This is a genomic window from Hymenobacter lapidarius (assembly GCF_001816145.1).
Classification (GTDB): domain Bacteria; phylum Bacteroidota; class Bacteroidia; order Cytophagales; family Hymenobacteraceae; genus Hymenobacter; species Hymenobacter lapidarius.
Genome location: NZ_MDZB01000164.1, coordinates 35939 through 58537, shown reverse-complemented (window position 1 = coordinate 58537; position 22599 = coordinate 35939). Strand labels below are relative to the sequence as shown.

At 60.9% G+C, this 22599-nt stretch carries 14 protein-coding genes and 2 pseudogenes; 11 read left to right on the top strand and 5 right to left on the bottom strand.

From position 1 onward, the window contains the following. Nucleotides 1-11: 11 nt before the first annotated feature. On the top strand, nucleotides 12-2372 hold the full coding sequence (locus BEN47_RS18795; RefSeq protein ID WP_239691665.1) for a TonB-dependent receptor: 2361 nt from the start codon (nucleotides 12-14) through the stop codon (nucleotides 2370-2372). Nucleotides 2373-2410: 38 nt separating this feature from the next. Then, the gene (locus tag BEN47_RS18790) at nucleotides 2411-3268 is read left to right on the top strand and encodes a DUF4249 domain-containing protein (RefSeq protein WP_070730696.1); all 858 of its coding nucleotides are present in this window, start codon (nucleotides 2411-2413) and stop codon (nucleotides 3266-3268) included. A gap of 125 nt (nucleotides 3269-3393) precedes the next feature. Here BEN47_RS18790 and BEN47_RS18785 read toward each other — a convergent pair whose 3' ends face one another. From BEN47_RS18785 to BEN47_RS18775, 3 genes are all read right to left on the bottom strand, one after another. After that, the gene (locus BEN47_RS18785) at nucleotides 3394-4215 is read right to left on the bottom strand and encodes a purine-nucleoside phosphorylase (protein WP_070730825.1); all 822 of its coding nucleotides are present in this window, start codon (nucleotides 4213-4215) and stop codon (nucleotides 3394-3396) included. Between the two features lie 79 nt (nucleotides 4216-4294). Continuing rightward, nucleotides 4295-6064 (bottom strand): signal peptide peptidase SppA, encoded by a 1770-nt coding sequence (gene sppA / locus BEN47_RS18780; RefSeq protein WP_070730694.1) that lies wholly within the window; start codon nucleotides 6062-6064, stop codon nucleotides 4295-4297. A 305-nt stretch (nucleotides 6065-6369) separates the two neighbouring features. Then, nucleotides 6370-7698 carry a replication-associated recombination protein A gene (locus BEN47_RS18775; protein WP_070730692.1) on the bottom strand — a complete coding sequence of 443 codons (1329 nt, stop codon included), beginning with the start codon at nucleotides 7696-7698 and terminating at the stop codon, nucleotides 6370-6372. 98 nt (nucleotides 7699-7796) lie between these two features. Here BEN47_RS18775 and BEN47_RS18770 point away from each other — a divergent pair, with 98 nt between their 5' ends. Both BEN47_RS18770 and BEN47_RS18765 read left to right on the top strand, forming a co-directional pair. Beyond that, entirely contained in the window at nucleotides 7797-8729 is a 933-nt protein-coding gene (locus BEN47_RS18770; protein ID WP_070730691.1) for a DMT family transporter, read from the top strand. Beyond that, nucleotides 8660-9793, top strand: coding sequence for an energy transducer TonB (locus BEN47_RS18765; protein ID WP_125921810.1), 1134 nt, complete (start codon nucleotides 8660-8662; stop codon nucleotides 9791-9793). Before BEN47_RS18770 ends, BEN47_RS18765 begins: the two co-directional genes overlap by 70 nt. A 280-nt stretch (nucleotides 9794-10073) precedes the next feature. Here BEN47_RS18765 and lpdA read toward each other — a convergent pair. After that, nucleotides 10074-11467 (bottom strand): annotated as a pseudogene (gene lpdA, locus BEN47_RS18760) (dihydrolipoyl dehydrogenase). 212 nt (nucleotides 11468-11679) lie between these two features. Between lpdA and BEN47_RS18755 the strand changes: the two are divergent. Continuing rightward, a complete protein-coding gene (locus tag BEN47_RS18755; protein ID WP_070730686.1) occupies nucleotides 11680-12600 on the top strand; it encodes a tetratricopeptide repeat protein in 921 nt (306 codons plus the stop codon). A gap of 136 nt (nucleotides 12601-12736) precedes the next feature. Here BEN47_RS18755 and BEN47_RS18750 read toward each other — a convergent pair whose 3' ends face one another. Next, complete coding sequence (locus BEN47_RS18750; RefSeq protein ID WP_070730685.1) at nucleotides 12737-13975, bottom strand: geranylgeranyl reductase family protein; 1239 nt, start codon at nucleotides 13973-13975, stop codon at nucleotides 12737-12739. A 128-nt stretch (nucleotides 13976-14103) separates the two neighbouring features. Between BEN47_RS18750 and fabG the strand changes: the two genes are divergently transcribed. The 6 genes and pseudogenes from fabG to dnaK all read left to right on the top strand — a co-directional run bounded on the left by fabG (nucleotide 14104) and on the right by dnaK (nucleotide 22424). After that, a complete protein-coding gene (fabG, locus tag BEN47_RS18745) occupies nucleotides 14104-14853 on the top strand; it encodes a 3-oxoacyl-[acyl-carrier-protein] reductase (protein WP_070730683.1) in 750 nt (249 codons plus the stop codon). Between the two features lie 428 nt (nucleotides 14854-15281). Next, on the top strand, nucleotides 15282-17363 hold the full coding sequence (locus tag BEN47_RS18740; protein WP_239691664.1) for a vWA domain-containing protein: 2082 nt from the start codon (nucleotides 15282-15284) through the stop codon (nucleotides 17361-17363). A 244-nt stretch (nucleotides 17364-17607) separates the two neighbouring features. After that, on the top strand, nucleotides 17608-18285 hold the full coding sequence (locus BEN47_RS18735; protein ID WP_070730681.1) for an NAD-dependent epimerase/dehydratase family protein: 678 nt from the start codon (nucleotides 17608-17610) through the stop codon (nucleotides 18283-18285). A 26-nt stretch (nucleotides 18286-18311) separates the two neighbouring features. Continuing rightward, a complete protein-coding gene (locus BEN47_RS18730; protein ID WP_070730821.1) occupies nucleotides 18312-19406 on the top strand; it encodes an MBL fold metallo-hydrolase in 1095 nt (364 codons plus the stop codon). A gap of 155 nt (nucleotides 19407-19561) precedes the next feature. After that, entirely contained in the window at nucleotides 19562-20227 is a 666-nt protein-coding gene (locus BEN47_RS18725) for a pseudouridine synthase (protein ID WP_083322588.1), read from the top strand. 251 nt (nucleotides 20228-20478) lie between these two features. Then, nucleotides 20479-22424 (top strand): annotated as a pseudogene (dnaK, locus tag BEN47_RS18720) (molecular chaperone DnaK). Nucleotides 22425-22599: the final 175 nt, after the last annotated feature.

Sequence of the window (22599 nt, the reverse complement as noted above, 5' to 3'; positions counted from 1 at the left end):
ATTGCTTTCCCATGGTTTTTAGTTCTGCTGCGCGTTGTCTGGTGTTGATGGTGTTGGTGGTGTGCGTGGCCGGCTCCTGGGGGTCTATTTGGGCGCAGGAGGGCGCGCGCTACACCATCAGCGGCACGGTGCGCGGGGACAAGGGGGAAGCGCTGCCCGGCGCCAGCCTGGCGGTGCCGGCCCTCAGCACGGGCACCGCGGCCGACTCGCTGGGCCATTTCACCCTGGCCCTACCGGCGGGGCGGCACCAATTGGTGGTGGCGTTTGTGGGCTACCAGCAACTCACCCGGGAGCTGAACCTGACTCGAAACCAACGGCTGACTCTCACGCTGGAAGAGAGCGGCAACGAGCTGGGCGAAGTGGTGGTGCAAGGCACCGTGACGCTGGCCGAAAAGCTCAAATCGACCCAGATGGGCGTGGACCGGCTCACCATTCGCGAAGCCAAGCTACTGCCGGCTTTGTTTGGGGAGGTCGACATTCTGAAAACGCTGCAGCTCAAACCCGGCGTGCAAAGCGGCGGCGAAGGCACCAGCGGCTTGTTTGTGCGCGGCGGCTCGGCCGACCAGAACCTGGTGCTGATTGACAACGCGCTGGTGTACAACCCCAACCATTTGTTCGGGCTATTCTCGGTGTTTAATTCCGATGCGGTGCAAAGCGTGGATTTGTACAAGTCGGGGTTTCCGGCGCAGTTTGGCGGGCGGCTGTCGTCGGTGGTGGATGTGAAGATGCGCGAGGGCGACCGGCAGAATTACGTGGTCACGGGCGGCGTGGGGCTGATTTCGTCCCGCCTCACGTTCGAGGGCCCCATCAACAAGGGCAAAGGCTCGTTTATCGTATCGGGCCGCCGTACCTATTTCGACATCTTCACACGGGCCCTCAACAAGGCCAACGAGGACACCAAGGACTACAGCCCCATTCCGGACTATTACTTTTACGATTTCAACTTCAAGGCCAATTACACGCTGGGCAAGAAAGACCAGCTGTTCCTGACCGGCTACCTGGGGCGCGACGCCTTTGGGTTCAACAGCCCCGGCGGCTTCAATTTCAAGTTCAACTGGGGCAATACCATTGGCACGCTGCGCTGGAACCACACGTTCTCGGATAAGCTGTTTGTCAATACCTCGGTGTCAGTGTCGGACTACAACTACGACCTCACCAACCGGTTTGACCAGTTCAGCTTCGGGCTGGGCTCGAAAATCACGGACTACAGCGCCCGCACCGATTTTGAGTACACGCCCAACGACCGGCACCTGCTGAAGGCCGGCGCCCAGCTCACTCAGCACCAGTTTGGGGTGGGCCGGCTGGAGGCCAATTCCGGCGACGGCCGCGTGAATTTTGGCTCCGATGTAAATTACGATGGCCTCGACGGCGCCCTCTACGCCTCCGACAACTACAAGGCCTCCGACAAGCTGCAGCTGGAAGGCGGCCTGCGCCTCACGGGTTTCCAGAGCGGCAGCAACCGCTACGGGGGCCTCGAACCCCGTGGCTCGGCCCGCTACTCGCTCAGCGACAATACGTCGCTGAAGGCCAGCTACGCCATGATGTACCAATACGTGCACCTGGTGACCAACTCCGGCGCCTCGCTGCCCACCGACATCTGGTACCCCTCGCGGCTGTCGGTGAAGCCGCAGCAGTCGCAGCAGGTGAGCGGCGGCGCGAGCTTCCTGCTGGGCAAAGGCAAGTACCTGCTCACCAACGAGGTGTACTACAAATGGGGGCGCAACCAGGTGGATTTCCGCGACGGCGCCCAGCTTTTCGTCAACCCCGAGCTGGATGCTGAGTTTATCTTCGGCAAAAGCTGGAGCTACGGCAACGAGCTGTACCTGGAAAAGAAAACCGGCAAAACCACCGGCTGGATAGGCTACACCCTGGCCTGGAGCTGGCGCAATTTCCAGCCCCAGCGCGGCACCAACGGCATCAATAACGGCGAGGATTTCCGCCCCACCTACGACCGCCGCCACAACCTTACCGTGGTGGTGCTGCACCAGCTCAGCCCGCGCCTCAACCTCACGGGCAGCTTCATCTACACGTCGGGCTCGCTCACCACGCTGCCGCTGGGGCGGTTTGGAATGCAGGACATTCCCGGTTCGAGCACCGGCGTCGACCCGCGTCCGGTGCCCATCTACCCCAATCGCAACTCCTACCAGCTCATCCCCTACCACCGCCTCGACCTGGGCGTGGTGTACAAAATAGGGGCCCGGCTCAACCAGGACCTCACCCTGAGCATCTACAACGCCTACAACCGACGCAATGCCTACTTTGTGTTCTTTGAAGACATCGAAGACGAGAACGACCGCATCACGGGCTTCCAGGCCAAGCAGGTGTCGCTGATTCCGGTAATTCCTTCCCTGACGTACAATTTCCGGTTTTGATGCTGGCAATAACGGCCTCCCTGCCCACTACTTCTCCTATGCTTCACTTCATCAAATCGGTTGGCTTTGCGATGCTCCTGGCGGGACTGGCCGGCTGCGGCAGCCTGCAAAACGACATTGACGTGCCGCTGCCCAGCTACTCGGCCGAGCTGGTGGTGGAATGCTACCTCGAACCCGGCAAGGTGCCCAGCCTAGCCGTCACCACCTCCGTGCCCTACCTGAGCTCCACGCGGCCCCAGGTGCCACCAGACGTTAAGGTGACCCTTACCCTGCCCGATGGCAAGGCGGTACCCCTGGAATTCCGGCCCAACTACGCGGTGCTCCTAGACACCGGCTCGGTTATTAAATTCTACACCCACATCGGGCGCGACACGCTGAAGGCCCGTCCGGGCGACGTGTTCAAACTCGACGTGCGCGACACCCAGGGGCGCGTGGTGACGGGCACCACCACCATGCTTGCCCTAGTACCCATCGACTCGGTAGAGTACAAATTCAACGACAAAACCGGCTCCGAGCGCAAGGCCTACTTCCTCACCAACTTCCGCGACCCCAGCACGCCCAACGATGCCTACCGCGTGCTGTTGCACAAGGGCAACCCCGCCAAAGGCGCCCTGCTCCGGCGTCCGGAAACGGACATTTCCCTGGAAGACCAGCTGGTGAATGGCAAGCCCGTGGTGGTGGGCACCAGCTACCGCTTCGTGGCCGGCGACACCGTTACGGCCACCCTCTACCACACCGATGCCGCGTTCTACCGCTTCCGGCAGTCGGTGCGCGATGCCCGCAGTGCCAATGGCAACCCCTTTGCCCAGCCGGCGGCTATTCTCAGCACGGTGCAGGGCGGCGTGGGCATCTTTTCGGTGCTGAGCGCCACGCGGGCAACGAAAGTGGTGAAATAAGAATTTTTACATTCTACGGCACCCAGATGGTGAAGAGCAGCAACCTCGTGCTTGTGTTCACTGGTCAGCTATTGGTCAGACAATTGTAAATTCCTGACAGCTAACAACTGACAACCAGCAAACGGCTACAGCCCCGCTACCACCGCTTTTACCAGGGCCGTGAGCCGGGGCTCGGCCTGGGCGGCGGCGGCAAAAATGTCGGCCAGCACCACCGGCTTAAGGTGGCCGGGCGCGCACAAATCGGTGATGACGGAAACGGCCAGCACCGGCAAGCCCAGTTGGCGCGCGGCAATAACTTCGGGTACCGTGCTCATGCCCACGGCATCGGCCCCAATGGTGCGCAGGTAGCGGTACTCGGCGGGGGTTTCGAGCATAGGGCCGGGCACGCTGGCGTACACGCCGCGCCGGGTGGTGCCGGCGTGGCCCAGGGCCTGGGCGGCGGCTTCGGCGCGGGCCAGCAGGCCGGCATCGTAGGGCGCGAACATGTCGGGAAAGCGCGGGCCCAGCTCATCCAGATTGGGGCCGATGAGTGGGTTGGTGGGCTGCAGGTTGATGTGGTCATCAATCAGCATGAGGTCCGCGAGGTTGAAGTCGGGGTTGAGGCCGCCAGCGGCGTTGCTCACCAGGAGCTGCGAAATACCCAGCAGCTTGAGCACCCGCACGGGCATGGCCACCTGCTGCATGGTGTAGCCCTCGTAGTAGTGGAAACGGCCTTGCAGCACGGCTACTTTCCGGCCCTCCATGCGGCCCAGCAGCAGCCGGCCCGCGTGGCTTTCCACCGTGGAAAGAGGGAAATGCGGAATGTCGGCGTAGTTGATTTGGTACTCCACCTCCACCTCATTGGCCAATGCGCCCAGCCCGGTACCGAGGATGATGCCCGTTTCGGGCTGAAAGTTTTGGGAATGCGCTCGGATGTAGGCGGCAGCGGATTGGATTTGCTTCAGCATAATGTAGCACATGCTTTCGCTTGTGCCAGTAAATGAGGGAGATTTGAGGAAACGCACAAGCTGAAGCGTGTGCTACAAGCTACTTGATATCCAGCTCGTAGGGAAGTCGGGCCTGTACGCCGCGCATGCTCATCAGCTGCTGGTACTGGGCGTAGGCGGGGTAGAGCGGGCCCAGCTCGGCCTTCATGGCCTTGGCCTTTATTTCGGCCTCGTCGCCGCCGCCGAACATGGCCAGCAGGTTTTCCAGCTCGGTCTTGCGGCGCGGGAGCTGCTGCACGCGGTAGTCGTCTTTTTTGAGGCCGGCGCGGGCGGCGGCAATGCGCAAGGCGTCAGAATAATCACCCAACACGTCCACCAGGCCGTTTTGCTTGGCTTCGAGGCCGCTCCAGACGCGGCCCGAGGCTAGGCGGCGCAGGCGCTCCACAGACATGCCGCGGCCCTTGGCGGCCTTGGTGGTGAAGTCGGCGTAGATGTTGTCGACTTCGCCCTGCAGGGTGCGCTTCTCAAAGTCGGTGAGGGCGCGGGTGATGGTGGGCAGGTCGGAGAACTTGCCGGTGTTTACGCGGTCCACGGTGATGCCGAGCTTGTCGGCCAGCAGGGGCTGAATGTTGGGCAGCACGCCAAATACGCCAATGGAGCCCGTGATGGTATTGGGGTGCGCCACGATGGTGTCGCAGGCCATGGCAATGTAGTAGCCGCCGGAAGCCGCCACGTCCGACATCGACGCAATGATGGGCTTCACCTTTTTGGTGAGCACCACTTCGCGGTAAATAATGTCCGAGGCCAGCGAGGAGCCGCCGGGCGAGTTGATGCGCAGCACCACGGCCTTCACCTTATCATCTAGGCGGGCCTTGCGGATGGCTTCGGCAAATTTTTCGCTGCCGATGTTGTCGTCGCTGCCTTTGCCAGTCACAATGTCGCCTTCGGCGTAAATCACGGCAATGCGGTTGCTGCTAGACTTAACTTCGGCGTCCCGGTCGTTGTCGGAATAGTCGCTCAAGCTCACCAAGTTCACTTTTTTGTTCTTGGCCAAACCCAGGCGGTTGCGCATGTAGTCCTGCACCTCATCAAAGTAGCCGAGCTTGGTCACCAGCTTCAAGCGCAGGGCGTCGGGGGCGTTGTGCACCAGCATGGAATCGGAAATGACCATGAGGCGGGCTGGCGCGATGCCACGCGACGCGGCAATCTGCTTCACCATGTAGCCGTTGATGGAGTTCAGGAACGACACGGTCTGGTAGCGGGCCGAATCGGAGAAGCTCTCGCGGAAAAACGGCTCCACGGCGCTCTTGAACGAGCCCACCCGGAAGATGTAGGGCTCAATTCCGGCTTTTTCGAACAGCCGCTTGTAGAACAGTACCTCCGTGCCCAGGCCGTTGAATTCGAGGTTGCCCTGGGGGTGGAGGTAAATCTGATTGGCCACCGAGGAGAGGTAAAAGCTCTTTTCGGAGCACACCTCGTGGTAGGCCACCACAAATTTGCCCGACTTCTTGAAGTCCAGCAGCGCGTCGCGCACTTCTTCCAGAGAAGCCATGCCGCCCTGCACGATGTCGAGGTTCAGGAGAATACCCCGGATGTCCTCGTCGCCCTTGGCGCGGCGGATGGTTGCTTTGAGGTCGACCAGGCCCGTAGTGGAGCTGTTGCCCCCAAAATTGAACTTGCTGTCGCGGCCGCGCTCCGCGAGCGGCTCGTTGAGCTTAAGTTCGAGCACGGAGTTGGCGGCCACTTCCTTGCGGTCGCCGCTGCTGCTGGCGGCTGCCCCAATCACGACGGCAAGCAGCACGAAGCCCAGAAAACTAAAGGCCAGCAGACCAACAATGGTAGCCAGCACAAATTTCAAAAATTGACGCATGAATGCAGAAGGTGAGTTTAGGTAGTAAATGTAGTTCGCGGCCGCAAATGACCGCGGCCAGCGGGCTGGTTGCAGTACTTAATCGGTGGTCTTGCTTCGGCATTACAGGCGGCCGGCAAATTAAAGTCGTTTAAATGTGCAATAAATGAACGTCATGCTGAGCGTAGCCGAAGCATCTCTACCGCGCAAGTAATTTATTTTACTCCTGCGGTAGAGATGCTTCGGCTGCGCTCAGCATGACGTTCTTATCGGTTTTTGTTTGTTTGAGAACAAAGTCACAAGCCTAATTCTCTTACCAACCCACGTTAATAGCCATATTTCTCGCCCCACCAGCCGCGCAGCCGCTCCTGAATCTTTTGCTCGCTGGCGTTGGGGCCGGGCTCGTAGAAGCGCTTGCCGCTGAGCGCATCCGGCAGAAACTCCTGCGCCTCGAAGCTGCCCTCGCCGTTGTGCGAGTAGGCGTATTCTTTGCCGTAGCTGAGCTGCTTCAGCAGGCGCGTGGGGGCGTTGCGCAGCGGCACCGGCACGGGGTACATGCCGTTGGCCTTCACCTCGGCCTGCGCCGCCCGGATGGCCAGGTACGAGGCGTTGCTTTTGGGCGAAGTGGCGAGGTACACCACGGTCTGGGCTAGTATCAGGTCCGATTCCGGCAGGCCGATAACGGTGCAAGCCTGGAAGCAGCTGGTGGCCAGCATCAGGGCGTTGGGGTTGGCGTTGCCGATGTCTTCGGAAGCCAGAATGAGCATGCGGCGGGCAATAAATTTCACGTCTTCGCCGCCTTCCAGCATCACGGCCAGGTAATAGAGCGCGGCGTTGGGGTCGGAGCCGCGCATGCTTTTGATAAAGGCCGAAATCACGTCGTAGTGCATTTCGCCGCCCTTGTCGTAGCGCGCCATGGGGCGCTGGGCCACCTGCTGCACCACGGCATCGGTGATGGTGACCACGCCTTTCTTGTCGGGCGGCGTGCTTTGCACCACTATTTCAAGGAGGTTGAGCAGTTTACGGGCGTCGCCGCCGCTCAGGGCCAGCAGGGCGTGGTCCTCTTTCAGGGTCACTTTTTTCTGCCTGAGTGCCTCGTCTTCCGTCAGCGCTTTCTGCACCAACCCGCGCAGGGTGTCGGCGCCCAGCGCCTCCAGCACATACACCTGGCAGCGCGAAAGCAACGCGGGAATAACCTCAAAAGAGGGGTTCTCCGTGGTAGCACCAATCAGCGTCACGGTGCCGTTTTCCACGGCGCCCAGCAGCGCATCCTGCTGCGCCTTGCTAAAGCGGTGAATCTCATCGATAAACAGCACCGTGCCACGCTGCCGCTTGGCCTTATCAATAACGTCGCGCACATCCTTTACGCCGGCATTAATGGCGCTGAGCGCGGAAAACGGCTGCTTCAACTCGCTGGCCAGCAGGTGGGCCAGGGTGGTTTTGCCCACGCCGGGCGGGCCCCACAAAATGAGGCTGGGCAGCCGGCCGGCGTTGAGGTAGCGGCGCAGCACGCCGGTTTCGCCCACCAAGTGCTGCTGGCCGGCGTAGTCGGCCAGGCGGCGGGGACGCTGGCGCTCGGCCAGCGGGGCATCTGGCCCAGGGCCGGGCAGCGGGACGAAAGCGGCGGGCTCGTCGTCGGGAAATAGAGAGGCCATGGTAAAGCGAAGTAGCGCGAACTTTGTAGTTCGCGTCCCCGTGCCGTGTCAACGATGGCAAACGGCGCGGGGACGCGAAGTACAAAGTTCGCGCTACTATGTCCAATCAGCTTCGCGTGCACGCGGCCCTCTTTTTTGTGGCGGTCATTTACGCGGCCAATTATTCGCTTTCCAAGGACGTGATGCCGCGCTATATGGGGCCCTTCGGCATCGTCACGCTGCGCATTGTGGGCGCGGTGCTCTTCTTCACCACCATCAAGTACTTCGTAGCGCCGCAGGACAAAATCATTGGCCGGGCCGATACGGTCCGGTCCATTCTGTGCGGCGTTTGCGGCATTGGGGTCAATCAGCTTCTGTTTTTCTCGGGCCTTAATCTGACTTCGCCCATTAGCGCCTCGCTGCTGCAAACCATTGCGCCCATCATCGTCGTCATTGCATCGGCGGTGCTCCTGAGCGAGAAAATTACGCTGCCGCGGGTGCTGGGCATTGCGGTGGGCGCGGCGGGCGCGGCCTCGCTCATTCTCAGCCGCAATGCGCAGGCCGCTATCTATCCGCACGCCACGCTGGGCAACATTTTCATCCTGGCCAATGCCACCGTCTTCGGCCTTTACCTGGTACTGGTGCAGCCGCTCATGCGCAAGTACCACGCTTTCACGGTGCTATCGCGCATTTTTCTGGTGGGCGCTGTCATCGCCGTGCCTTTCGGCTGGCGCGAAGCCCTCACGGCCAACTACGCCAGCTTCCCGCTCTACATCTGGCTTGAAATCGGCTACATGGTGGTTTTCCTCACCATTCTGGCCTATCTGCTCAACAACTGGGCCCTGAAATACGCCTCCCCTGCCCTATTGGGCGTGTATATCTATCTGCAGCCGGTGCTGGCGGTGCTCATCGCCGTGGTCCTGGGCAAAGACCATTTCACCTGGGGCAAGGCCGGACAAGCGGCGCTCATCTTCCTGGGCGTGTGGCTGGTGAGCCAGAAACCAAAAAAGGCGGTGGTGTCAGAAGTGGCGGTGGAAACGGTGCAGAACTGAAACAAAATAACTCCTGCCCCCTACCTTGTGCTTCTATGCGCAACACTTTTTTTATTTTAGGAATCCTCTGGCTGATCGGCGACTTGAGCAGCACCCAGGCGCAAACCTTGCCGATTGCCCCCAAGCCGACCCCTGACTCTACCGGCCCAAAAACATACACATATATTGAGCGAATGCCGGTTTTCCCGGTGCTGGCACCCGGCGATAGCGCCGTGCCTTCCAACCAGCGGTTTAAGCGCTTTATCAACGCCGACGTGCATTACCCGCCCCGGGCCCTGCGCGATGGCGTTTCGGGTCAGGTATTTTTTTCGTTTTCCGTGAATGGCCAGGGCCGTACGCAGGACATCAAAATTGTGAAAGGCCTGCGCGCCGATGTTGATGCTGAAGTGCTGCGCAACGCCCACCGCCTTAATGCTATCCAATGGGAACCCGGCACGCAAAATGGCCGACCGGTGACTGTTTCGTTCACCGCGCCCATGAATTTTAACATCGACGGCAAACAGCCACTCCAGACGTTGAGCGACTCCCTGGATGTGGGGTCCTTTCGTAAATTTGTTCATCCCCAGCCCTCCTGGCCACCATACAACCGCCTTTTCGACCCACAGCAAGGCTTGGTGTACGGAAATTGCATCCAACGCTTGGGCTTCAGCAGCGGCGGTTTGAGCCAACACGTCCGGCTGGTCAACCTCACCACGGGCAAAGCCCTGCTCTTGGAAGTGAAACCGCTGCTGCGCTCGCGCCGGGAAAACCCCTTCTGCTACGTGTTACCGCCCGGTCGTTACGCCCTCTACAAGTATGAATTCGCCGAAAGCAAGTGGTACGGGGCCGAGATGCATGAGGAAAACGTGTGCAAGCCCCAGCCAGCGCACTCAAACGGCTCTCTGCAAGCCAGCCGCTACCTGTTCACCGTTCAGCCGGGCAAGGTCCACTACGTAGGTAGCTGGCACCTGGAGCAAGAAAACGCACCTGCTTTTACCGACGATAAGGCTACCTTGGACACTCAGCTCACCCCCGTTTTCAAGTACCTGAATTTCGCGGCAGCCATCACCGCAGTTCCCAAATAGCGTTGCCAAGCCGCCGCCGCCTTTAATTATCCTGATTAATCAGGTTTACTACCAGCATTACCATGATGGCCTTGTCCTCCGGCTTGCTTTCGGCAATGGGCAGCGTGAGGGCCACCAGCGCATTATTAGCCAGTTGGCGCAAAATATTATGCAAAATATGCATAAAACCCTTTAGGGTTCGAGTCGTCAAGTAATCCTTGACAACTATCATTAGCAGCTGAAAACTTAAAGAGGCCCGACTGAATCAGCCGAGCCACTTTTTGTCTAAACGCAGGAAATTCTACAGGTGAATCACCTCGCCGTAGGCGGCGGCGGCGGCTTCCATAATGGCTTCCGACATAGTGGGGTGCGGGTGCACCGACTTGATGATTTCGTGGCCAGTGGTTTCCAGCTTGCGGGCCACTACTACTTCGGCAATCATCTCGGTCACGTTCGCGCCTATCATGTGGGCGCCCAGCCACTCGCCATACTTCTTGTCGAAGATGACTTTCACGAAGCCGTCTTTGACGCCGGCGGCGCTGGCTTTGCCCGAGGCCGAGAACGGGAACTTGCCCACCAGCACGTCGTAGCCTTTGGCTTTGGCTTCGGCTTCGGTGTAGCCCACGCTGGCAATTTCGGGCGAGGCGTAGGTGCAGCCGGGAATGTTCTGGTAGTTGAGCGGCTCGGGGTGGTGGCCGGCAATTTTCTCCACGCAGATAATGCCTTCGGCCGAGGCCACGTGGGCCAGCGCGGGGCCGGGCACGATGTCGCCGATGGCGTAGATGCCGGGCACGTTGGTCTGGTAGAAGTCATCCACCACCAAACGGCCGCGCTCTACTTTAATGCCCAGTTCTTCGATACCAATGTTCTCCAGGTTGGTGGTCACGCCCACGGCGCTCAGCACCACGTCGCACTCAATTACCTGCTCGCCCTTGGCGGTTTTCACGGTCACTTTGCAGCCTTCGCCGGCGTGTCCACCTTGGTTACCTCCGCGTTGGTAAGCACGTTCACACCGATTTTGCGGAACGACTTCTCCATCTGGCGCGAGATTTCCTCGTCTTCCACGGGCACAATGCGGGGCAGGAACTCCACCACTGTCACTTCCGAGCCCATGGTGCGGTAGAAGTAGGCAAACTCCACGCCGATGGCGCCCGAACCCACCACCACGAGGCGTTTGGGCAGCTGCTCCATGGTCATGGCCTTGCGGTAGCCGATGATTTTTACGTTATCAACCGGCATGGTGGGCAGTTCGCGCGAGCGGGCGCCGGTGGCTAGGATGATGGATTTGGCCTCCACCGTTTCCTTGCTGCCGTCGGCCTTGGTCACCTCCACTTTGCCGGGGGCCAGCACTTTGCCGGTGCCCATTACGGTTTCAATCTTGTTCTTTTTGAACAGGAAATTGATGCCCTTGCTCATGCCATCGGCCACGCCGCGGCTGCGGCCAATGACAGCGCCAAAATCATAGCTCACGCCTTCGGCCTTCAAGCCGTAGTCGGCGGCGTGGTTGAGGTATTCAAACACCTGCGCGCTTTTCAGTAGGGCTTTGGTGGGGATGCAGCCCCAGTTGAGGCAGATGCCGCCCAACGACTCGCGCTCAATCACGCCTACTTTCAAACCCAGCTGCGACGCCCGAATGGCGGCTACGTATCCGCCGGGGCCGCTTCCAACCACGACCAAATCAAATTGCAATGCCATAAACTTCTCAGGAAGAAAAAAGTACACCGGGCCCGCCTGGGGGACCCACCCATTGTGGCGCAAAGATAGCCGCGCCTCCGCACCGCGCCGCTATTCCGGCTTCCGGCACTTTACTTGCAGATACCGCGCAACGCCACAGCCAATCTCAAACAAGCCCCGTATAAGGCGCGGCTTCTGGCGCAGTTTGCCTTGCCTTTACCCCCTTTGCTCTTATGAAATCACCTTTCCGCACGCCGCTGGCCGCCCTTGGCCTGTTGGCCTTTCTTACCAATTGCGCTACTACCGTTAGTGAGAAGGAGAAGCCCTCGGTCATGAGCCAGCCCATGGAAGCGCCCGTTGCCACGGGCGCCACGCGGCCCGATTCCGCCGGAACCGCCGCTTCTGTGGCCGGCGCCGGCAGGCTGCCCACCGCCCCTCCCACCGTTACCGGCGAGCCCGTGGCCACCAGCCCAGGCGTGCCGGTAGGCATTCCGGCCGCCAGCCCGGCCCCCGAAACTGCCGTGACAGCCGCGCCAAGTGCCGCCGCCGCGTCGGCGGAGCGGGCCAAGGAAAAGAAAATGAGCGTGGCCGAGTACCGCACCATGCTGGCCACGGCCGAGGCGGCCGTGAAAGCCAACCCCAAAAACGCCACGGCCCTGCTGCAGCGCGCTAAGGCCAAAAGCTACCTCAAGCAGTATGCCGATGCCCTGCCCGATTACACCGCCGCCCTGCGCTACCAGCGCACCAACCCCGATGCCTTCTACAACCGCGGCGTAAATCGCCTGATGATGAAGCAATACAAATTAGCAGCAGCCGACTTCTCCGGAGCCCTCAAGTACCGCCCCGACGACAAAGAGTCGTTCTTCGGCCGGGGCGTGGCCCGCATGCAGATGTACCAGTATAAGCCCGCCGTGGCCGATTTTACCCGCGCCATTGAGCTGGATTCCACTTACGCCGATGCCTGGGAGTACCGCGGCATCAGCTATTCCTCGTTCGAGAAGCTCTCGGAAGCCCGCCGTGATTTGGAGCGAGCTACCATGCTCAACCCGGAAGCCGCCAAGAGCCTGCGTCGCTACGTGGGCAACGATGGCCGCGCGCCCATCAAAGCGCCAGCTGCCAAAGCAGCCCCGCGCCCGGCCCCAGCTAAAAAATAGAGGACAATATTAAAAACGGTCATGCTGAGCGCAGTCGAAGCATCTCTACCGCAGTAGTAAATAATTACTTTCTCGGTAGAGATGCTTCGGCTTCGCTCAGCATGACCGTTTCTTTACGTTTTCCCTAAAACGCGCTCTACTTCCTGCCAAACAGCAGTTTGAAGTAGAAGCTGGGCTGCCGCAGCCGTTCGCGCAGGTCCAGGTCCATGAACATGGCGGACAGGGTTTCGGCGAGCGTGGGGTTGTTCACGGCGCGGTTGGCCACGATGTTGAACAGGCTGGGAAAGTTCAGCAGGCGCTGCATCACGCGGCTCAGGCGCAGCTCCTGCCAGAGCCGATTGTACACGGCTTTATCGTAGTTTTTGAGAAACGCAGGGCTGAAATCGGCTTTCGCCACGGCTTGCGCGGCCCAGATGGCGGCGTGGCGCCCGCTCACCATGGCGTGCGAGATGCCCTCGCCGCTAAACGGGTCGATGAGCGAGCCGGCATCGCCGAGCAGCAGGTAGTTGGCGCCCGACAGCGGCCGGCGCTTCGAGCCCAACGGCAATCCGAAGCCCCGCACGGGGCCCAGGCGCTGGGCCTGCGCGAAGCGCGGGGCCAGGGTGGGGTGCGTGGTCAGAATCTCATCGAGCCGCTGGCGGAGGTTGATTTTTTTGGCGGCTACGGTTTTCGAGAGCATGCCCACGCCCACGTTGGCCTGGCCGTTGGGCAGCGGAAACACCCAGAGGTAGCCGGGCAGAAAATCCTTGATGAAGTGCAGCTCGATGAAGTTGTTGGGGCTAAGCCCGGTCACGTTGTCGTAGTAGGTGCGCAGGCCGGCGCAATGATGGTCGGGCTCCAGGGCGTGGCCGGCCACTTTGCGGGCAAACTCGGACTGGGCCCCGTTGGCTACCAGCAGAATGCGGCAGGTGGCCACTTCCTGGCCGGCTTTGTTGAGGAGCTGCCAGCCGGTGGCGGTGCGCTCGGTGCGGGCCACGTCCACGTTTTCGCGAAAGTCGATTTCGGGCCGCTGCCGCACTTCTTCCACCAGGAAATTATCGAAATCAATGCGCTTGGCCACGTGGCCGGCGGCGCGGTCGGTGTTTTTATCGAAATCGGGCTTGAAGGGAATGCCGAGCTGCTGGCCGTTGGGAGCAAAGAAATCGATGCCCCAGCTGGGCACCTGCATGGGCGCGGCGGCCAGCTGGCCGGTCAGCTTTTCGTCAATCCGCTTCAGCTCGCTCAGGACTTTACCGCTCAGGGCATCGCCGCACACTTTGTCGCGCGGGAAAGCGGCGCGGTCCAGCAGTAAACAGGAGTGGCCGGCGTTGGCCAGGTGCAGGGCAGCGGTGGCGCCGCCGGGGCCCGCGCCCAGAATGCAGATATCGTGGTTCATTAGCTATTAGCTGGCAGCTTATAGCTGGCAACTCTTTGGACAAACAGCCTTTCGGCAACGCAAGCTACCTCCGAAAGCTGACAGCTAATGGCTAAAAGCTAACAGCTGGATTAGCTACCTTCGCCCCCATGACTCAAACGCTGACCGGAAAAGTGGCCCTCGTAACGGGCGCTTCCAAAGGAATTGGCCGCGCCATTGCGGCACATTTTGCCCAACTGGGCGCCCAAGTGGCTTTCACCTACCTCTCCTCCGTCGAAAAAGGCCAGGCCCTGGAAACCGAGCTATCGGCCGCCGGCACCAAAGTGAAGGGCTACCGCTCCGACGCCTCCGACTACGCCCAAGCCGAAAAGCTAATTGAGGACGTGCTGGCCGATTTCGGCAGACTTGATATTCTCGTGAACAACGCCGGCATTACGCAGGACGGCCTGCTCATGCGCATGAGCGAGCAGCAGTGGGACCAGGTGATGAACGTGAACCTCAAGTCGGTTTTCAATCTCACCAAGGCCGCCACCAAGCCCATGATGCGCGCCAAAGCCGGCTCCATCATTAACATGACCAGCGTGGTGGGCATCAAGGGCAACGCCGGGCAGGCCAACTACGCCGCCAGCAAAGCCGGCATTATCGGCTTCACCAAATCGGTGGCCCTGGAGCTGGGCTCGCGCAACATCCGCTGCAACGCCATTGCCCCCGGCTTCATTGAAACCGAAATGACCGATGCCCTGGACCCCAAGCAGGTGGACGAGTGGCGCAAGGCCATTCCGCTCCGGCGCGGCGGCACCCCGGAGGACGTGGCCAAGGCCACTGCATTTCTGGCCTCGGATGATTCGAGCTACATCAGCGGGCAAGTGCTGCAGGTGGATGGCGGGATGCTGACGTAAACCAGCAACGCTGCGGAATGGCAACAGGACCGCAGGCACGAAGAGAAGTTGGTTAGCAACTAACCGTTGATAAAAGGCCGTCATGCTGAGCGCAGCCGAAGCATCTCTACCGCAATAGTAAATGAATTACTTGCGCGGTAGAGATGCTTCGGCTGCGCTCAGCATGACGTGCTATATGACTTTTTCAATAGCCATCAAAAGCTCCACTGCATCAAATATGCCTGAATATGGTCTTTGGCCCATTCGTAAGACGAGTGCAGGACTGAATGTGGTGCGTCGCCAGTTGAGTGCGGGCGTCCCCCGTATTTTCGGGGCTGGCATCCTCACCTGTTCCAAACTGGTTGCGGTACACCCCTGTTGAAGCAGCGGCCCTCTGCAACCTTAGCCGCCGGTACCGACCTTTAGCGCTGACTCTATCTGCCTTCCGTTTGCTGACCACTCAATATTCTCCTTGGCTGATTCTGCTTTGCCTCCTGGTTGGGGCCGGCTACGCGGCCCTGCAATACTCGGCCAAAACCCCGTGGAGCAAGCAGTTGAACTACGGGCTGGCCACGCTCCGCTTCGTGGTGGTGAGCTTCCTGTGCTACCTGCTGCTGGCGCCGTACATCAAAACCACCACCACCCGCACCGAGCAGCCCACCGTGGTGCTGGCCGTCGACAACTCGCAATCGGTCGAGCTTTTCACGCCCAAAGCCGTGCTGAGCCAAGCCATCAGCGGCCTCGCGGGCCTGGCCGAAACTTTGCGCGCCAAGGGCTTCACCGTGGAAACCCGCACCCTGAGCTCCCGCCCCAACCGGCCGGCGCGGCTCGATTCACTGCGTTTCGGCGTCCCCACCACCGACCTGGACCGGGCACTGACCGACACCCGCGACGCCTATGACGGCCGCAACTTGGCCAGCGTAGTGCTCCTCAGCGACGGCCTTGTGAACCAGGGCCGCAGCCCCGTGTATTCGGACTACAACTTCCCCATCTACAGCGTGGCCGTGGGCGACACCGTGCCCAAACGCGACCTGCGCCTCACCGGCCTCACCTACAACCGCGTGGCTTTCAGCGGCAACAAGTTTCCGTTGGAAGCGGAGCTGGGGTTTGAGGGCTACGCCGGGGGCACCGCCACCGTGGAGCTGCGCGAAGGCACCCGCGTGCTGGACCGCGCCCGCGTGGCCCTGCCCACCGGCCGCCGCCGCGCCAAAGCCACGTTCCAGGTCACGGCGCCCGCGCCCGGCAAGCGCCGCTACGAAGTGCGCGTGGTGCCGCAGCCCGGCGAGTTTACGCCGCTCAACAACGCCCGCACGGCTTTTATTGAAATTGTGAAAGGCAAGCTGCGCGTGCTGCTGGCCGGGGCCGCCCCCCACCCCGATTTGAAAGCCCTGCGCGCCGCCATCCTTGCCAACGACAACTTCGACCTGACGCTGGCCCTGCCCGGCGTAGCCCCGCTGAAGGCCGGCGCCGATTTTGACGTGGCCATTCTGCACCAGCTGCCAGCCCAGGGCGGACTGGGCAACGACATTCTGGCCCAAGTGAAAGCCCGGCGCACCCCGGCCTTTTACATCATTGGCGCGCAGTCGGACCTGCCGGCCTACAATCAGCTGGGGGCCGGCCTCACCATTCAAGCCCGCGGCGCCCAACCCGACGACGTGACGCCGCTGCCCAACCCCGGCTTTGCCCGCTTTGCCACCGACGAGGAAGCTGCGCGCCGCTACGGCCAGTACCCGCCGGCGCCGGTTCCCTTCGGCGATTTGCGCCTGGGGCCGGGCGCCGAGGCGGCCCTGTGGCAGCAGGTGGGCCGGGTGGCCACGCAGAAGCCGCTGCTCGTTTTTGGCGGTTCGGCTGAGCGCCGTCAGGCCACCTTGCTCACCGATGGCAGCTGGCAGTGGCGCCTGAGCGAAGCCGTGGCGCACGACGACCGCCCCGAAGTCTACGACCGGCTCATCATCCGCACGCTCCAGCTGCTCACCCAAAACGCCAACAAAAAGCGCCTCGACGTGTACCCCACGCAGGAAAGATTTGGCACGCAGGACGACGTGACGCTGGGCGCCGAAACCTACAACGCCGTGTTCGAGCGCCTCTACAACCAGAAAATCGACCTCACCCTCACCGACGAAAAGAAGCAAACCCGGCGGTTCAACTTTGCCAATCCCGAGGACGGCTCACCCCTGCGCCTGGGCCCGCTGCCGGCCGGCCTCTACCGCTACCAAGCCCGCGCCACCCTGGGTGGCCAGGCCCAGCAGGACGCGGGCGAGCTGCTGGTGCAGTCGCAGCCCCTTGAGGCGCTGGAATCCCGCGCCGACCACAACTTACTGGCCCAACTGTCTCGCCGCAGCGGCGCGCGGCTCTACTACCCCACGCAGTTTGACAAGCTGGCGCAGGACATTCTGCAAGCGAACTACAAGCCCGTGATTACCGCCGAAGAAGACGTGAAGGACCTGATTAATCTCAAGTGGATTTTCTTCGTGATTCTGGCCTTTTTAACGGTAGAATGGGCCGTGCGTAAGTATTCGGGCAGCTTGTAGAAACGCGGGGAAGGTGGGTTTCTCTAGATAAAAGACCGTCATGCTGAGCGCAGCCGAAGCATCTCTACCGTGCAAGTAATCAATTTTAGTATTGCGGTAAAGATGCTTCGGCTGCGCTCAGCATGACGGTCTGAATTGCTATTGCATGACGCTCTAAACAGCCATTGCGTCACGCAATTAAATCCCCGTTCCGTAAAGCAGAAGCACCCGGCCTGCGTCCTCACTCCTACCATACGGAACATCCATGAAAATACGAGTTATCATAACCGGGGCCACGGGCATGGTCGGCGAGGGCGTGCTGCTCGAATGCCTGCGCGACCCTAATGTGGAGCGCATCCTGCTGCTGGGCCGCAAGCCCAGCGGCTACGCGCACCCCAAGCTGCGCGAGCTGCTGCACCCCGACTTCCAGCAGCTGGCAGCCGTTGAGGCGGACCTTGCCGGGTACAACGCCTGCTTTTATTGCGCCGGCGTTTCTTCACTGGGTATCAGCCAGGCCGAATACGAGCGGATTACCTATGACACCACCCTGGCCGTGGCCCAAACCCTGGCGCGGCTGAATCCGGACATGGTTTTTTGCTACGTGACCGGCGCGGGCACCGACGGCACCGAGCGCGGCCGCAGCCACTGGGCCCGCACCAAGGGCCGCACCGAAAACGCCCTACTGCGCCTGCCTTTCCGGGCGGCTTATATGTTCAGGCCCGGCTTTATGCGCGCTACTCCCGGCCAGCGTAACGTGCTCGGGCTGTACAAATTCGTGAGCTGGCTCTATCCCATCTTCCGAAAACTGACGACCAAATACGTTTCCACCATGGCGGAAGTCGGGGTGGCCATGCTCAAAGCCGTGCAGCAGGGCTACTCCAAACCGGTGCTGGAAGTGCGCGACATAGTGGCCTTGGCCGCCGACAAAGTCTCTGTGAATTAATGAGCAAACCCTTAAAATCATTTATCATGGCAACGAGCAGCTTTGTGGGCGTTTTGCTGGTGGCGGGTGCCGCTTTTATCGGCCTCAGCCCGCAGTTTGGGGGCAAGCCCACCAAGGCCGACAAGCAGACTTATGCAAAGTCCGGCCACTACCAGAATGGTGAATTTGTGAACCTGCTACCCACCCTGCAGCTGACCGAGGGCAGCATGACGGGCATTCTGTGGAAATTCCTGTTCAAAAAAGCGCCCAATACCTCACCCGCCGGGCCCTTGCCCATGCAGCCGCTCGACTCGCTGGCCATCACGCGCAAAACGCCGGACATGGTGCGCGTGACCTGGTTTGGCCACTCGGCCAGCCTGGTGGAACTGGCCGGCAAAAACATTCTGCTCGACCCCATGCTCGGTATGGAAATGGGGCCGGTGAGCTGGCTCACGCCCAACCGCTACAACCCCAGCCTGCCCATCAGCGCCGAAAAGCTGCCGCCCATTGATGCGGTGTTGATTTCGCACGACCACTACGACCACCTCGACTATCAAACCATCCGGCGCATCAAGCACAAGGTGGCGCGTTTCTACGTGCCGCTGGGCATTGGCCCGCACTTGCGGGCCTGGGGCGTGGCCCCCGAGCGCATCACGGAAATGAACTGGAACGATGAGGTGCAGTTCGACGGCCTGACGGTGGTGTGCACGCCCAGCCGCCACTTTTCGGGCCGGGGCCTCACCAACCGCAATTCCACGATGTGGAGCTCTTGGGTGCTGAAATCGGCCACGAAACGGGTATTTTACAGCGGCGACGGGGGCTACGGGCCGCACTTCCGCACCATAGGCGCCGCCCAGGGCCCCTTCGATTTGGCCCTGATGGAATGCGGCCAGTACGACCGGCAGTGGGCCCAAATCCACATGATGCCCGAGCAAAGCGTGCAAGCCGCCCGCGACGTGCGCGCCGCCGTGATGCTGCCCGTGCACTGGGCCGCTTTCACCGAAGCCAACCATGCCTGGGACGACCCCATCAAGCGCGCCACAGCTGAGGCCGCCCGGCTGGGCCAGCCCATCACCACGCCGCGCCTGGGCGGACCCGTAACTTTGGGCGCTTCCTTGCCACGCTCACGCTGGTGGGAGTAGTGGGCCGGAATACTACGAAAAGCCGTTCTCAGAAAAATACAAAAGAACCGTCATGCTGAGCGCAACCGAAGCATCTCTACCGCAATAGTAACTGAGTCACTTGCGCGCTAGGGATTCTTCGGCAAGCTCAGCATGACGGTCACTGTAAGAAATATATGCGTTACATCCTTGTCAACAAGCCTTACGAAGTCCTCACCCAGTTCACGGACGAGCACGGCCGCGCCACGCTCAAAGACTTCGTGCCCGTGCCCGGCATCTACCCGGTGGGCCGCCTCGACTTCGACAGCGAAGGCCTGCTCCTGCTCACCGACGACAAGGCCCTGCAGCACCGCCTGAGCGACCCCAAATTCAAAGTCTCCAAAACCTACTGGGCCCAGGTAGAAGGTACCGTGACGGAAGAAGCCCTGGAGAAACTGCGGCGCGGCGTGCAAATAAAAGACGGCCACACCACGCCCGCCCGAGCCGTGGCAATGCCCGAGCCCGCCGGGCTGTGGGAGCGCAGCACGCCCATTCGCTTCCGCGCCAGCATCCCTACCGAGTGGCTGGCCATCACCATCTCGCAGGGCATGAACCGGCAGGTGCGCAAGATGTGCGCCGCCGTGGGCCTGCCCTGCCTGCGCCTCATCCGCGCCAGCATCGACGAGCTGACGCTGGACGAACTGGCACCCGGCCAGTGGCGCGAGCTAACGCCCGCCGAGTCGGGCAAGCTGAAGGCGAAGTTGTCGGCTACAAAGAACCCAGCGAACCGGAAAGTGGCGGTGAAACCTACGCCCGGCGCACAGCCGGCTCCGGCAGCGGCCCGTCGCGGTAAGCTTGGATAGTGGCGTCGGCCTGGCGATAGCTGAGTTGCTTTTGAAGCCTCAGCGGCCACCAATTCTGCACCCCTGTCAGGAAAACTTCAGCCTCCCGCAACAAATCAGGCCACCCAGTCGCACAAACCGCCACCACATCCCGAATCGGTGACAATCTGTCACCAAAAGCACGCTGGTACGTTGCTTGTAATCGTCGGGTAGCGGCTGCAAAGCCTGCTTCGACCTGACAATTCCACTCCAATAACCAACACACACCCAACATGGGCAAAATAATCGGCATTGACCTCGGCACCACCAACTCGTGCGTGGCCGTGATGGAAGGCAACGAACCCGTTGTAATTCCCAACAGCGAAGGCCGCCGCACCACCCCCAGCATCGTCGCCTTCCTCGACGGGGGCAAGGGCGAGCGCAAAGTGGGCGACCCGGCCAAGCGCCAGGCCGTAACCAACCCAAAGAACACCATCGCCAGCATCAAGCGCTTCATGGGCCGCCAGTTTTCGGAAGTAACCGCCGAAAGCAAGTACGTAGCCTATGAGCTGACGCCCGGCTCCAATAACACGGTGGCCGTGAAAATCGGTGACCGGAACTACACCCCGCAGGAAATTTCGGCCATGGTGCTTCAAAAAATGAAGCAGACGGCGGAGGATTACCTCGGCACGACCGTGACCGAAGCCGTTATCACGGTGCCGGCTTACTTCAACGATGCCCAGCGCCAGGCCACCAAAGAAGCCGGTGCCATTGCCGGCCTCGACGTGAAGCGCATCATTAACGAGCCCACGGCCGCCGCCCTGGCGTATGGCCTCGACAAAAAGCACAAGGACCAGAAAATTGCCGTGTATGACCTCGGCGGTGGCACGTTCGACATCTCCATTCTGGAGTTGGGCGATGGCGTGTTCGAAGTGCTGAGCACCAACGGCGATACCCACCTGGGCGGCGACGACTTCGACCAAGTTATCATCGACTTCCTCGCCGACCAGTTTAAGTCGGACAACGAAGGCCTCGACTTGCGCAACGACCCCATGGCCCTCCAGCGCCTCAAGGAAGCCGCCGAGAAAGCCAAAGTGGAGCTCTCCAGCTCGACCGAAACCGAAATCAACCTGCCCTACATCACCGCTACGGCCTCGGGCCCCAAGCACCTGGTGGTGAAGCTGAGCCGCGCTAAGTTCGAGCAGCTCGCCGATAGCCTCGTGCGCCGCTCGATGGACCCGGTGAAAAAGGCCCTGCAGGACGCTGGCCTCTCCACTTCCGACATCGACGAGGTTATCCTCGTGGGTGGTTCCACCCGCATTCCCCGCATTCAGGAGGAAGTGGAGAAGTTCTTCGGCAAAAAGCCTTCGAAAGGCGTGAACCCCGACGAAGTGGTGGCCATTGGTGCCGCCATCCAGGGCGGTGTGCTCACCGGTGAGGTGAAGGACGTGCTCCTACTTGACGTGACCCCGCTCTCGCTGGGTATTGAGACAATGGGCGGCGTGATGACCAAGCTCATCGAGTCGAACACGACCATTCCGACCAAGAAATCGGAAACCTTCTCCACAGCTTCTGACAACCAGCCTTCGGTGCAGATTGTGGTGTTCCAGGGCGAGAGGCCGCTGGCCAGCCAGAACCGCCAAATCGGCCGGTTTGACCTCGACAGCATCCCGCCCGCTCCCCGTGGCGTGCCCCAGATTGAGGTAACGTTCGACATCGACGCCAACGGCATCCTGAACGTGACCGCCAAGGACAAAGGCACCGGCAAAGAGCAGAAAATCCGCATCGAAGCCAGCAGCGGCCTGACCGATGACGACATCAAGCGCATGCGCGACGAAGCCGCCGCCAACGCCGAATCGGACAAAGCCGAGACCGAGCGCATCGGCAAGGTGAACGCCGCCGACTCGATGATTTTCCAGACCGAGAAGCAGCTGAAAGAGTACGGTGAGAAGCTGAGCGGTGGCAACAAAACCGCCATCGAAGGCGCTTGGCCGACCTCAAAGCCGCGCACGAAAGCAAGGACATTTCCCGCATAGACACCGCCATGGAGGCCATCAACACGGCTTGGCAGGCAGCTTCGCAGGAGATGTACGCCGCCGGCGGGGCCGAAGGCGGCCAGCCCGGTGCCGGTGGTTTCCCCGGCGCCGACGGCCAGCCGCAGGACGGCAACGGCCAAGCGGCCGGCGACCATGTGACCGATGTGGACTATGAAGAAGTAGACGGCAAAGACGCTAAGTAGGCGCCCATTGCAGTAGAAAGGCCGGAGGCGTAAGCTTCCGGCCTTTTTTTGTTGGGACTTTTTATAACTGTTGGCTAGTTATTGGCAGTTGTTGGAATACCGATAACCCCTTGTCTGAAAACCAGTAACATGCAACAAACAACCCAATTACCGTTGAACCATTGACTGGCCAGCG